Below are 12,187 nucleotides of genomic sequence, written 5' to 3'. Positions count from 1 at the left end.
CACGCGTCACCTAGGCCGGATTTCCACCTCAGCCGGTCTTCCACCTCCACTGCGGACCGACCCGCTCCCATTCCGTGTCCCACTGGTCCAGCCGCTGCCGCTGCAGGCGCTCCGAGGCCAGCCGCCCGCCCGCGAGGGGTACGAGGGCCGCGGTCGTGCCCACCAGCACGCCGATCAGTCCGGCCCGCAAACTCGCCTGGGCCTCCGTGGCGGGCCGGGTGACCATGCGCCCCTGGGGATCGGTCCACACGGTGACCGGGGTTCCCGCCGCGCTGCCCGGGTCGACCCGGGTCTGCCCCCGGTGGGCGGGGCCGTCCGCGGCGGGCCAGCGGACCTCGGCCCACACCTTTTCGGACCGGAGGCCGTACCCGGCGCGCGCTCGGTGAGCACCGCGATCACGGGACGCCACTCGTCACGCTCCCGCGCGAGATTCAGCTCGACGGACCGTGTCGCCCACAGACCCCCGAGCGTTCCGGCGAGCAGGGCCAGCAGCCCGGCGGTGAGCATGGTCCAGGCCTCGATCCTGTCGCTGCGCCGCCGCAGCGGATTGGGCCACCAACGCCACAGCAACGCCCTCGGACCACGCAAAGCCGCCATCGGGGCCCCTCTCCACACGCGCACACCGGACCCCCTCCCATACGGGAGCGGCGGCCCGGCTGCTCACGAGACCTGCCCCACATCCCCGGCACAATCCGCGGCACCTCCCCGGCACCTCGCCGGTCCGCCGCGGATACGGCGGTGGCACCCCGGTGGTACATCTTGGGAATCGCCCTGACCTGCACCGATATGGCGTCCGGGGGTGACTGTCAGTGGTGGGGTGCAGACTGGCCGACATCTGAGACAACGACGTCCGGAGGTGGATCGGCATGACCGAGGTTCTGCTCACGGTTGGCACGCGCAAAGGACTCTTCGTCGGGCGGCGGCGCGGCGGCGCGTGGGAGTTCGACGACAGCCCGTACTTCAACGCCCAGGCCGTCTACTCGGTCGCGATCGACACCCGTCGTGACGTGCCGAGACTTCTCGTGGGAGGTGACAGCGCGCACTGGGGCCCGTCGGTGTTCCACTCCGACGACCTGGGGCGCACCTGGACCGAACCGGCCAAGGCCGCCGTCAAGTTCCCCCAGGACACGGATGCTTCGCTGGAGCGGGTCTGGCAGCTGCACCCGGCGGCGGCCGAGCCGGACGTGGTGTACGCGGGCACCGAGCCCGCCGCGCTGTACCGCTCGACGGACCGGGGCGAGTCCTTCGAGCTGGTCCGCCCGCTCTGGGAGCACCCCACCCGCTCACGGTGGGTGCCGGGCGGCGGCGGTGAGGGTCTGCACACGATCCTGACCGACGCCCGTGATCCGCGGGCGGTGACGGTCGCCGTGTCCACGGCCGGCGTCTTCCGTACGAAGGACGGCGGGGAGAGCTGGGCGCCGTCCAACTCCGGGGTCTCGGCGGTGTTCCTGCCCGATCCGAACCCGGAGTTCGGCCAGTGCGTCCACAAGGTCGCACAGGACGCGGTCACGGCCGACCGGCTCTATCTGCAGAACCACTGGGGTGTGTACCGCAGCGACGACGCCGGGGCGCACTGGACGGACATCGGCGCGGGTCTGCCGTCCACGTTCGGCTTCGCCGCGGCCACGCACCCCCACCGCGGCGACACCGCGTACGTGTTTCCCATCGCCGCCGACTCCGACCGGGTCCCGGCGGACCGCCGATGTCGTGTCTTCCGCACGGCGGACGCGGGCAAGAGCTGGGAGCCGCTGACCGCGGGGCTGCCGCGGGAGGACCACTACGGCACGGTGCTACGGGACGCCCTGTGCACGGACGGCGCGGACCCGGCGGGTGTGTACTTCGGCAACCGCAACGGCGAGGTGTTCGCGTCGGCCGACGACGGCGACACCTGGCAGCAACTGGCCTCGCACCTGCCGGACGTCCTGTGCGTACGGGCCGCGGTGATCGCTTGAGCCCTCGCACACGGCCGGCCGGTGGCGGTTGTACGGGTGTTGACGTCCTGCTGTGCGTCAACACCCGCCCGTGGCACCGCACATGTCACCGCGGGGCAGGCGGCGGCCTCGGGTTGATCGACGGCCCGTGTACGGCAGTAGGGTGACGCCGTGGCACCACGACCGTTGCATGAGATTGTCGAACCCGGCTGGGCCAAGGCCCTCGAACCGGTGGCCGGACGGATCACGGAGATGGGGGACTTCCTGCGCGCGGAGATCGCCGCGGGCCGCACCTACCTACCCGCGGGCCCGAACGTGCTCCGCGCCTTCCAACAGCCCTTCGACGACGTCCGGGTCCTCATCGTCGGCCAGGACCCCTATCCGACCCCGGGGCACGCCGTGGGGCTGTCGTTCTCGGTCGCGCCCGAGGTGCGTCCGCTGCCCGGCAGCCTCATCAACATCTACCGGGAGCTGAGCACCGACCTGGGCCTGCCCCCGCCGTCGAACGGCGATCTGACCCCCTGGACCCGGCAGGGCGTGCTGCTGCTCAACAGGGCGCTCACCACGGCCCCGCGCAAACCGGCCGCGCACCGCGGCAAGGGCTGGGAGGAGGTCACCGAACAGGCGATCCGGGCCCTGGCCGCCCGGGGAAGACCGCTGGTGTCGATCCTGTGGGGGCGCGACGCCCGCAACGCCCGGCCACTGCTCGGTGATCTGCCGTCGGTGGAGTCCGCGCATCCGTCGCCGATGTCGGCGGACCGCGGTTTCTTCGGCTCGCGGCCCTTCAGCAGGGCCAACGACCTGCTGACCCGCCAGGGCGGCGAACCGGTGGACTGGCGGCTGCCGTGACCGGTCCCGGCAGCGGGCCGGACAGCGGGCCCGGCGGTGGGTCCGGCGTCCTCGGGGTGGACTCCGGCGGGTCGGGGCTGCGGGCCGTCCTGGCCGTCGACGGGGGCCGCGTCACGGCTCCCCTGACGTCCGGGGAGCCGGTGCGCACCGGGCCGCGCGGCATCGACGCCGGACATCTGCTCGGGCAACTGCTGCCGATGGCACGGCAGTTGATGGCCGACTCCGGGGTCGGCACACTCCGGGCCGTCACCGTCGGGGCCGCCGGCCTCACCACTTTGGGTGACTCGCTGCGCGCCGAGCTGCCGTCGGCGCTGGCCCGTGAACTCGGCGTACGGCGGCTGGCCCTGGTCGCCGACGCCGTCGCGGCGTACACGGGCGCGCTGGGGCAGCGGGTGGGCGCGGTGGTCGCCGCCGGTACGGGGATGATCGCGATCGGCACGGACCTGCGTGAGTGGCGCAGGGCGGACGGCTGGGGCCATCTGCTCGGCGACAGCGGCAGCGGGGCCTGGATCGGCCAGGCCGGGCTCGACGCGGCCCTGCGCGCCTACGACGGGCGGCCGGGCGGCTCGGCGCCGCTCCTGGCCCGCGTGGAGGCGGTGTTCGGCTCCGCTCCGGCGGTGCCGGGCCGGCTCTATCCGCGCCCGGACCGGCCGGCCGTGCTGGCGGCCTTCGCACCCGAGGTCGCCGCCTGCGCCGACGGCGGCGACCCGGCCGCGATCGGTGTCCTCGCCGCCGCGGCCCGGCACATCGCCGACTCGGCCGCCGCGGTGTGCCCCACGGAGGCGGACGTGCCCCCCGGCGGGGCCGGCGAGGCGGGCGAGGTGCGCCTCGCGCTCACCGGCGGCCTGTTCAGGATGGGCGACCCCCTCCTCGTACCGCTGCGGGCCGCGCTGGCGGAGCGGCTGCCGTACGTGCGGGAGGTGCCGGCCGCGGGCGACCCGCTCGACGGGGCAGTCGGCATCGCCGTCGAGCTGGCCGACGACCGGCTCACGCTGCCGCGCGACGACAGCATGCTGTTCGTCGTACGGGACATCCCGGATGCCGCGGGGACCTCGGACATCCGTTCACAAGATCGCTCTCCGTGATCCACAGATAACCAGGGAGATCGCTCCGCGCGTAACTCATCAGACAAAACCGGACGGATACCGCTCACCTGCACCCTCCCCGAACAGGGGAGCCCCGGAAACCAGTAACATTCGGCGCCATGAGCTCCCCCACTGGGCCCGCGTCCGGCCTGCCAGTACGAATGCCGCGACCCCGCCAGCCCGGTCGGCACCGCCGGCCGGAACCGCTGGCGGCTCCCGAGGGCGCGCCCGCGCTCGTCCTCGCGGTGCCGGGCACGCCCAGCACCGCCACCCGCAGCCTCGTCGAGGAGGTCGTGAGCATCGCGCGCTCCGAGCTCCCCGGCCTCGACGCCAGGATCGGGTACCTCGACGGGGACGACGCCGAGTTCCCCACCCTCCAGTCGGTGCTCGCGCACGCCTCCGAGGAGCGTGCGCAGCGCTTCGAGCAGGCCCGCGCGGCCGGTGTGGACGTGGTGGAGCCCGACGGGCCCGTCGCCGTGGTCGTGCCGCTGCTCGCCGGCCCGGACAACGCGCTGCTGCGCCGCGTCCGCCAGGCCGTCATGGACAGCCGTGTCGCGGCCGACCTGACGGACGTGCTCGGCCCGCACCCGCTGCTCGCCGAGGCGCTGCACGTGCGCCTGTCCGAGGCGGGCCTCGCGCGCGCCGACCGGGCCAGGCTGTTCACGGTGGCGACCGCCGCGGACGGCATCATCCTGGCGTCCGTGGGCGGGGACGAGGCGGTGCAGGCGGCCGGGATCACCGGCATGCTGCTCGCCGCGAGACTCGCCGTGCCCGTGATGGCGGCGGCGCTGGACGAGGAGGGCTCGATCGCGGCCACCGCGGAGCAGCTGCGCAGCTCCGGCTCCCAGCAGCTGGCGCTCGCCCCGTATCTGATCGGCCCCGAGCTCGACCCGGGTCTGCTCGACGAGGCCGCGAAGGAGGCGGGCTGTTCCGCCGCCGAGGCGCTGGGCCCGTACCCCGCGATCGGCAAGCTGGCGCTCGCCAAGTACACGTCGGCGCTCGGTATCGCGCCGCCGCAGCCGCAGGGCGCGCCGGTCCGCTGACGCGCCGACCGCGCGGTCCCGCACAGGCACCAACCCCGAAGGGCCCGCTCCGTCTCCGGAGCCGGGCCCTTCGGGGTTGCCGAACCTTCCGGAGGGCCCCTCAGCGGCCCCTCAGCAGCCTCTCCGCGGAACTGTCAGTCGAGCACCACGCAGGACGCCGCGGGGGCCTTGACCGACCCGCCACGCTGCGGGATGCCCGTGTCGGGGTCCACCGGGAACCACGCGACATGCCCCGACCGCTCGTTGGCCACGTACAGGAAGCGGCCTGTCGGGTCCAGGGCCAGGGCGCGCGGCCAGATGCCGCCGCACGGGACCGTGGCGACCAGTCTCAGGCCCTCGTCGGGCGTGCCGGGCACGAGCACGGAGACGACGTCCTGGCCGCGCGTGGCGGTCCATACGAAGCGGCCGTCGGGCGACACCACGATGCCGGACGGATAGGCGTCCCCGTCCGGGAGATCGGCCAGCACGGCGGTCTCCCCCACCGGCTTGAGCGCGCCCTTGACGGCGTCCCAGCGGCACGCGGTGACGGTCGGCGAGAGTTCGTTGAGGACGTACGCGCGCTCGCCGTCCGGGTGGAACGCCAGGTGGCGGGGGCCCGAACCGGGCCGCAGCGCGATCTCCCGGTGCAGCGCGAGCGTGCCGTCGCGCAGCGCGCACACCCGGACCGAGTCGGTGCCGAGGTCGACGCTCACCGCCCACCGGCGGCTCGGATCGGGCTGGACCTGGTGGGCGTGCGGGCCCTGCTGGCGCTGGGTGTGCGGGCCCGCGCCCTCGTGCTGCAGCACCCCTGAGACGGCGCCGAGGCTCCCGTCGTGGCGCACGGGTACGGCGCTGACACTGCCGGAGCCGTAGTTGGCGGTGAGCACATGGCCGTCGAAGAGGCTCAGATGCGTGGGTCCGCTGCCGCCGACCCGGGTGGGCGGGCCGGCCAGGGCCGGCTCGTCGCCCTTCACCCGGTAGGCGGCGACCGCGCCCTGGGTCGTCTCGCTCACCGCGTAGAGCATGTCTCCGCCGGGCGACAGGGCCAGGTAGGAGGGGTCGGCGACGCTGTTCACGGCGCTCAGCAGCGTCAGCGCGCCGGTGTCACCGTCCACGGCGGCGGTGAGCACGCCCAGCCCTCCCGCCGCCGTGAAGGAGCCGATGTACGCCCGTCGCTGTCGTCCGCCGCCGCCGTCCGTCACTGCGTCCCCTCTCGGTGCCACGTCATTGCCACGCCCTTCTCGGGTTCCTGTCAGTCAGGTTCCTGGGGGCGACGGTAGCAGCGAATGGCCTAGACCAAACGGTTGGAGCGGCCGGGCTCCCCGGGCGTCTCGCCGCGCGCCCGCGCGGCCGCCTCCGGATGGCGCACGTACGCGGGATGCTGTGCCGGCCCCTCGTAGGTGCGGTGGAACACCGGCGTGGCGGCGGCCGTCGACCCGGCGTCGGGCGCATCCCGCGCAGGCTGCTCGCCCGGGACGGTTGCTCGACGAGGCGGCCGGCGACGGTTTCGGGAACGGGCCCGCGGTCGTGCCGCTCGGCCACTCCCTGACGGCCCGCCCGTACGCGGTCGAGCCAGCCGCCCACCCCTCCTCCACCGGCACCGGCACCGATACCGGTGTCCAGTCGCAGGCCTTCGGACGCGTGGGCGGGGCGAGCGGGCGGGCCTCGGCCCGTAGGGGGTCGGGACGGCGTCAGGCGACAGCCCTGTAGGAGGTCGGGGCGCCGTCAGGCGACAGTGATCGAGCGGCTGCGCAAGGGCTCGGCGAGTGCCTTCAGCGCCTGCTCAAGACCATGCAGATGTGTCAGCGCCTGCTCACCTACGGCGGGGTGCGCCGCGAGGGCGGGCACGTCGATCCCGGCGCGGGCCGCGGCGGGCCCGGTCAGGGCCTCCACCGCCGCTTCCACCCGTGAGCAGGCGGCGGCGAGCCGCTCGTCGTGGGAGGCGTCGGGATCCGCGGCGACCGACGCCAGGCCGCGCACCTCCAGCGCGCACCGGTCCAGCAGTTCGACGACCTGGCGAGCCCTCGTCCTGCGGGCCCGCAGCGGGGCGAGCGGATGGACCAGCGGGGCCAGCGAGAGCCGTACCCGGCCCAGCAGCGATTCCAGCTCGGCGACATGGCGGGCCGGGTCGGCGGCCGGGGACCCGGCCAGGCGGGCGGCGGCCTCGGAGGTGCATGCGTGGACGCAGTGCAGCGCCCGCCCGATCCAGGCGTCGGTGGTGGCGTGCGTGGTCACCGGCAGGACCAGCAGGACGGCGAGTGCCGCGCCGAGCGCCCCCGCCCCCGTCTCCAGCACCCGCAGCAGCAGCAGCCCCGGGTCGAGCACGCCCAGCAGCCCGTACAGCAGGCCCGCCATCACCGTCACGGCCAGCATCATCCACGTGTAGGACACCGCGGCCGCGTAGAAGATGCCGAACACGCACACCGCGACGAGCCCCGCGGTGGGAGCGGCGGCTCCGTCCAGCGGGACGGCGATCACCAGGCCGACGGCGATACCGATGACGGTGCCGAGGACCCGTCGGAAGCCCCGCACCAGGGTCTCGCCGCGCGAGGAGGTGTTCACGAAGATCCACCAGGCGGTGCCGACGGCCCAGTACCAGCGTTCGTGCGACAGGATCTGGCCCGCGGCGATGGCGAACGCGCAGGCGGCCGTCGCCTGGAAGGCCTGGCGGGTGGTCGGCCGGGCGAGGCCGCGGCCGGTGGGCGGCGCGGGCGCGACCGGGGCGGGAGTGCGCCGCTCGATGCACCACGCGCCGAACCGCACCGCCGAGGACGCGGCCAGCGACAGGGTCATCGCGGCGTACAGCTGGGGAAGCTGGGCCGGGACGGCGTGCAGGAACTGGGTGATGAAGAAGGTCATGAACGCGAAGATGCCGAGCGCGTGACCTCGGGGGCCCCAGCGGCGGGCGTACACCCCGCCGAGGACGACGGCCAGCCAGACGGCGTCGCGGACGGTCGGCACCGCGTGCAGGACGGCCGCGAGGGCGAGTACGGGGAAGCCGACGGCGGGCAGCAGGGCGGTGGTGACCGCCTGGCCCCGCACGGTCGCGTCCCCGACCGTGAACAGCGCGAGGAGCGCGGTGAGGCCCCCGGTGATCGAGGCGGGCAGCGAGAGTCCGGCGAGCTCCGACAGGGCCACCGCGAGACCGATGCCGAGCACCGCGCGCAGCGAGAGCCGTAGCCGTAGCAGGCCCGGATCCGGAGCCATGAACATCTTCTTCACCGTCGGTTGCCCGCCCCCGTTCCGCGTCGATGACACCTTGCGCACATGGCCCGCGGACACGGTCCACAGGCATGGCAATGGCGCCGTGTGTCCGGTGCGGCTTCCTTGCCGTCCGGCGCTTCACGACGCCATCAATACGGCCACGTTAAGCATGGGAGGGGTAATGGCTCAACAGGCGGCTGATCCACTGTGCCATTGGTACAGTCGGGAACGATCACTCCGGACCACAGGGAGACCAACGGACCATGGCCGTGGACGAGCTCGACACCCGTATCCTCCGGCTGCTCCTGGAGCAGCCGCGCACCAGCGTGCGGGAGTACGCCCGTGTCCTCGGGGTGGCCCGCGGCACGCTGCAGGCGCGGCTCGACCGGCTGGAACGGGACGGTGTGATCACCGGGACGACCCCCTCGCTCTCCCCCGCCTCGCTCGGTCACCCGGTGCTCGCGTTCGTGCACATCGAGGTCACCCAGGGCCATCTCGACGACGTGGGGGACGCGCTGGCCGCCGTTCCGGAGATCATCGAGGCGTTCTCGATCACCGGTGGCGGGGATCTGCTGACGCGGGTCGTGGCGCGGGACAACGGCCACCTCGAAGATGTGATCCAGGCGCTGATCAGTCTGCCGGGGGTCGTCCGTACGCGGACGGAGGTGGCGCTGCGGGAACGGGTGCCGCAGCGGGTGCTGCCGCTCGTGGAGTCGATCGGCCGTTCGGCCCGGAGCTGACCATTGGCAACCTGGGTTGGCGTGCGGCTGCGGGCCGGTGGGGGCTGAGCGCGCAGTTCCCCGCGCCCCTGAAGACAAAAGACTGCGCAGTTCCCCGCGCCCCCAAGCACCCGGCGGGGCTGCGGGGCTGCGGGGCTGAAAACTGGGGCGCAGCCCCGTTTTTCAGGGGCGCGGGGAACTGCGCGGCCCGCCCCCACCGGGCCTTCGGGGGCACCACGCGGCCCGCCCCACCGGCCCGCAGAGAGCTACATGCCCGCCGCATCCAGCAGCGCCGCCGCCGTGGTCGTCGTCAGGCCCGACAGCGTTTCCGCCTTCGCGCCCGCCCGCGCACTCGCCCCGTCGAAGATCAGCGTGAGCTGGCGGGCCAGGAGTTCCGGATCACGCGCACCACCCCGCTCCGCGTCCACGCGGAACGCCTCGACCAGGGCGCCCTTGACCCGCAGGGCCACGACACTGGCCGGATGCCCGGGGTCCTTCAGTTCGACCAGCGCCGACAGGAACGGACATCCCCGGTAGTCGTCCTGCGCAGCCACCCGCTCCAGCTGCTCGAAGACGTACAGGATCCGCTCCCGGGGCGACCGCGGGTCCTCGGGACCGACGTGCAGCATCCGCCCGTACTCCGGTGCCCGCCGCTCCAGGCTCGCCGCCAGCACCTCGTCCTTGCTCGCGAAGAGCTGGTACATGGAGCGCTTGGACACCCCGGCGGCCCGGCACAGCGCCTCGACGCCGAGGGAGACGCCGTCGCGGTAGAAGAGTTCCGTGGCCGCGTCGAGCAGCCGGTCCCTCGTGGATGTCTTGTCCGTGGTGGTGACCATGGGGCGAGGCTACCTCCGTCGCCCGGTCGGCAGAAACCGACCGTTCTACCGCGTCCGCCGAGTACCGCATGCCGTGCGCCGTGCGCCGCATGCCGCGTGCCGCGTGCCGGTCAGGCGACCAGCTGCGGGTACAGGACCGAGAGGTCGGCCGACAGGCCGGACTTGACCTGGCGGGTCAGATCGTCGGCGAGCACCTCGAAGGCTCCGCTCTCGATGCCGTCGAGCGCCTGCGCCGCCACATCCACGGGCGAGGACTTGGGCGCGTCGATCGCCGCGGTCATGTCGGTGTCGACGTAACCGACGTGCAGCCCGGTGACGCTGATCCCGCGCGGGGCGAGGTCGAGCCGCAGGGAGTTGGTCTGGGACCAGAGCGCCGCCTTGGACGCGCTGTACGAGCCGGCCAGGCCGATCCACGACAGCACGGAGTGGACGTTCAGGATGTGGCCGCCGCCGTTGCGCTCGATCACGGGGACGAACGCGCGGGCGGTGAGCAGCGGCCCGTAGAAGTTCGTCTCGAAGTCCTTGCGGACGTCGTCGACCGGCGAGTCCAGGAACGACGTGTGCATGGAGACACCCGCGTTGTTGATCAGGACGGTGATGTCGCCGGCCCGTTCCGCGGCGGCCGCGACGGACGCGGGGTCGGTGACCTCCAGGGCCAGCGGTACGGCGCGGGTGTCCGTGACGGTCCGCGGGTCGCGTGCGGTGGCGTACACCTTCTTCGCGCCTCGCTCGAACAGCCCGTCCACCAGTGCCTTGCCGATTCCCCTGCCGCCACCGGTGACCAGGACGACGGAACCCTCGATTGCGGTCATGACTCTCTCCGAACCTCAGCAGACCCGACATGGAAACCGATCGGTTTCCCTTCCCCATGAAGGTAAACCGATCGGTTTCACAATGCAAGCCGTACGGACGGAAGAGGGACAACGGACAACAGACGCCGGACGCCGGACGCCGGACGCGAAAAAGGGAGTGGCCCCAGCTGTCACAGCTGGGGCCACTCCCGTCGACGGGTATGTCGAACGCCTCCCGCGGAGGCTACGCGCCGCTGGCGCCGAGCATGTCCTCGCGCTCCACGAGCTTCACGCGCTCGCGCCCCTGGGGCTCGCCGAGCGCCTTCTCCGCGGCGTCCAGGCGGTACCAGCCCTCCCACGTGGTGAAGCGGACGTTCCGCTCGGTGAGGAACGCGTCCACCGACTCGGGCTCCGGCGAGGCGGGCGTCTGCAGCCGGCCGTTCCCGTGGTCGTCGAGCAGGCTGGCGACCGTCTCGTTGGCGTCGCCCTTGGTGTGGCCGATGAGGCCCACCGGACCGCGCCGGATCCAGCCGGTGACGTACGTGGATGTCAGGTGCTCGCCGGTCTCCTCGATCACCCGGCCGGCCTTGTCCGGAACGGTGCCGGACTCGACGTCCCAGGGCAGCTTGGGCAGCTTGTCGGAGAGGTAGCCGACGGCGCGGTAGACCGCGCCGAGGTCCCAGTCCTTGAACTCGCCGGTGCCCTTGACGTTGCCGGTGCCGTCGAGCTCGGTGCGCTCGGTGCGCAGACCGACGACCTTGCCGTCCTCGCCGAGGATCTCGGTCGGCGACTCGAAGAAGTGCAGGAACAGCTTGTGCCGCCGCTCGCCGACGTCGCGGATCGCCCAGTTCTCCAGGGTCTTCGCGACCATGTCGGCCTGCTTGTTGCCCCGCCGGGTCGCGATCGAGCCGTCGTCGTAGTCGATGTCCTCGGGGTCGACGATGACCTCGATGTTCGGGGAGTGGTCCAGCTCCCGCAGTTCCAGCGGGCTGAACTTCGCCTGCGCCGGGCCGCGGCGGCCGAAGACGTGGACCTCCAGGGCCTTGTTGGCCTTGAGCCCCTCGTGGACGTTCGGCGGGATCTCGGTGGGGAGCAGTTCCTCGGCGGTCTTGGCGAGGATGCGGGCCACGTCGAGCGCCACGTTGCCGACGCCGAGGACGGCGACCTTCTCGGCCTCCAGCGGCCAGGTGCGCGGCACGTCCGGGTGGCCGTCGTACCAGGACACGAAGTCCGCCGCGCCGTACGAGCCGTCCAGCCCGATGCCGGGGATGTCGAGGTGCCGGTCGGCCGTCGCCCCGGTGGAGAAGATCACCGCGTCGTAGAAGGCGCGCAGGTCGTCGAGGTTGATGTCTCCCGGGTAGTCGACGTTGCCGAAGAGGCGGATCTGCGGCTTGTCGAGCACCTGGTGCAGGGCGGTGATGATGCCCTTGATGCGTGGGTGGTCGGGGGCCACGCCGTAACGGATCAGCCCGAAGGGGGCCGGCATCCGCTCGAAGAGGTCGATGGAGACACCGGGCTCGACTGCCACTGCGGACTTCAACAGCGCGTCGGCGGCGTAGATCCCGGCGGGGCCGGCTCCGACTATGGCTACCCGCAGGGGGCGAGGCATGATCAGGTTCCCTTCGAGCGGTGATCAGGAGTACTCACCGGGAGCCTAAACTAAGGCTATCCTAAGTCTGTAGCCGGGCTGGATCTATGACCTCATAACCCTGATTTATGAGTGGATGGAGTGGATGTCCGCCGGTGCCCC

General features: G+C 72.9%; 11 protein-coding genes and 1 pseudogene. 6 read left to right on the top strand and 6 right to left on the bottom strand.

Going from position 1 to position 12,187, the window contains the following annotated elements:
- Positions 1-28: 28 nt before the first annotated feature.
- A pseudogene (locus C6Y14_RS38905) lies at positions 29-597 on the bottom strand (Rv1733c family protein).
- Positions 598-866: 269 nt separating this feature from the next.
- Between C6Y14_RS38905 and C6Y14_RS38900 the strand changes: the two are divergent.
- From C6Y14_RS38900 to C6Y14_RS38885, 4 genes are all read left to right on the top strand, one after another.
- On the top strand, positions 867-1,952 hold the full coding sequence (locus tag C6Y14_RS38900) for a WD40/YVTN/BNR-like repeat-containing protein (RefSeq protein WP_107021634.1): 1,086 nt from the start codon (positions 867-869) through the stop codon (positions 1,950-1,952).
- 150 nt (positions 1,953-2,102) lie between these two features.
- Positions 2,103-2,780 (top strand): uracil-DNA glycosylase, encoded by a 678-nt coding sequence (locus C6Y14_RS38895; protein ID WP_107021633.1) that lies wholly within the window; start codon positions 2,103-2,105, stop codon positions 2,778-2,780.
- Positions 2,777-3,865: an N-acetylglucosamine kinase gene (locus tag C6Y14_RS38890; RefSeq protein ID WP_107021632.1), complete on the top strand. Its 1,089-nt coding sequence runs from the start codon at positions 2,777-2,779 to the stop codon at positions 3,863-3,865. Before C6Y14_RS38895 ends, C6Y14_RS38890 begins: the two co-directional genes overlap by 4 nt.
- Positions 3,866-3,984: 119 nt before the next feature.
- The gene (locus tag C6Y14_RS38885) at positions 3,985-4,908 is read left to right on the top strand and encodes a sirohydrochlorin chelatase (protein ID WP_107021631.1); all 924 of its coding nucleotides are present in this window, start codon (positions 3,985-3,987) and stop codon (positions 4,906-4,908) included.
- A gap of 134 nt (positions 4,909-5,042) precedes the next feature.
- Here C6Y14_RS38885 and C6Y14_RS38880 read toward each other — a convergent pair whose 3' ends face one another.
- Positions 5,043-6,089: a lactonase family protein gene (locus C6Y14_RS38880; protein ID WP_107021630.1), complete on the bottom strand. Its 1,047-nt coding sequence runs from the start codon at positions 6,087-6,089 to the stop codon at positions 5,043-5,045.
- 277 nt (positions 6,090-6,366) lie between these two features.
- On the opposite strand from C6Y14_RS38880, the gene C6Y14_RS38875 reads away from it, so the two are divergent.
- Positions 6,367-6,597 (top strand): hypothetical protein, encoded by a 231-nt coding sequence (locus tag C6Y14_RS38875; RefSeq protein WP_107021629.1) that lies wholly within the window; start codon positions 6,367-6,369, stop codon positions 6,595-6,597.
- A 15-nt stretch (positions 6,598-6,612) separates the two neighbouring features.
- Here C6Y14_RS38875 and C6Y14_RS38870 read toward each other — a convergent pair whose 3' ends face one another.
- Complete coding sequence (locus C6Y14_RS38870; RefSeq protein ID WP_107021700.1) at positions 6,613-8,100, bottom strand: FUSC family protein; 1,488 nt, start codon at positions 8,098-8,100, stop codon at positions 6,613-6,615.
- 254 nt (positions 8,101-8,354) lie between these two features.
- Between C6Y14_RS38870 and C6Y14_RS38865 the strand changes: the two genes are divergently transcribed.
- Positions 8,355-8,831: an Lrp/AsnC family transcriptional regulator gene (locus tag C6Y14_RS38865; protein ID WP_107021628.1), complete on the top strand. Its 477-nt coding sequence runs from the start codon at positions 8,355-8,357 to the stop codon at positions 8,829-8,831.
- Positions 8,832-9,076: 245 nt separating this feature from the next.
- On the opposite strand, the gene C6Y14_RS38860 is transcribed toward C6Y14_RS38865, so the two are convergent.
- From C6Y14_RS38860 to C6Y14_RS38850, 3 genes are all read right to left on the bottom strand, one after another.
- Positions 9,077-9,646, bottom strand: a complete 570-nt coding sequence (locus tag C6Y14_RS38860) for a TetR/AcrR family transcriptional regulator (protein WP_107021627.1) — start codon at positions 9,644-9,646, stop codon at positions 9,077-9,079.
- A gap of 110 nt (positions 9,647-9,756) precedes the next feature.
- A complete protein-coding gene (locus tag C6Y14_RS38855) occupies positions 9,757-10,458 on the bottom strand; it encodes an SDR family oxidoreductase (RefSeq protein ID WP_107021626.1) in 702 nt (233 codons plus the stop codon).
- 223 nt (positions 10,459-10,681) lie between these two features.
- Complete coding sequence (locus C6Y14_RS38850; RefSeq protein WP_107021625.1) at positions 10,682-12,046, bottom strand: FAD-dependent oxidoreductase; 1,365 nt, start codon at positions 12,044-12,046, stop codon at positions 10,682-10,684.
- Between the last annotated feature and the right edge of the window lie 141 nt (positions 12,047-12,187).

It is taken from the genome of Streptomyces dioscori (genome assembly GCF_003024195.1).
Lineage (GTDB): Bacteria > Actinomycetota > Actinomycetes > Streptomycetales > Streptomycetaceae > Streptomyces > Streptomyces dioscori.
Note: the sequence above shows the minus strand (reverse complement) of the source record. Positions and strands in the feature narration are given on the sequence as shown.

Excerpts from the sequence above, each read along its gene's own strand:
- C6Y14_RS38885 (WP_107021631.1), top strand. The coding sequence starts at position 3,985 with ATGAGCTCCCCCACTGGGCCCGCGTCCGGCCTGCCAGTACGAATGCCG.
- C6Y14_RS38850 (WP_107021625.1), bottom strand. The coding sequence starts at position 12,046 with ATGCCTCGCCCCCTGCGGGTAGCCATAGTCGGAGCCGGCCCCGCCGGG.
- C6Y14_RS38865 (WP_107021628.1), top strand. The coding sequence starts at position 8,355 with ATGGCCGTGGACGAGCTCGACACCCGTATCCTCCGGCTGCTCCTGGAG.
- C6Y14_RS38870 (WP_107021700.1), bottom strand. The coding sequence starts at position 8,100 with ATGTTCATGGCTCCGGATCCGGGCCTGCTACGGCTACGGCTCTCGCTG.
- C6Y14_RS38855 (WP_107021626.1), bottom strand. The coding sequence starts at position 10,458 with ATGACCGCAATCGAGGGTTCCGTCGTCCTGGTCACCGGTGGCGGCAGG.
- C6Y14_RS38860 (WP_107021627.1), bottom strand. The coding sequence starts at position 9,646 with ATGGTCACCACCACGGACAAGACATCCACGAGGGACCGGCTGCTCGAC.
- C6Y14_RS38900 (WP_107021634.1), top strand. The coding sequence starts at position 867 with ATGACCGAGGTTCTGCTCACGGTTGGCACGCGCAAAGGACTCTTCGTC.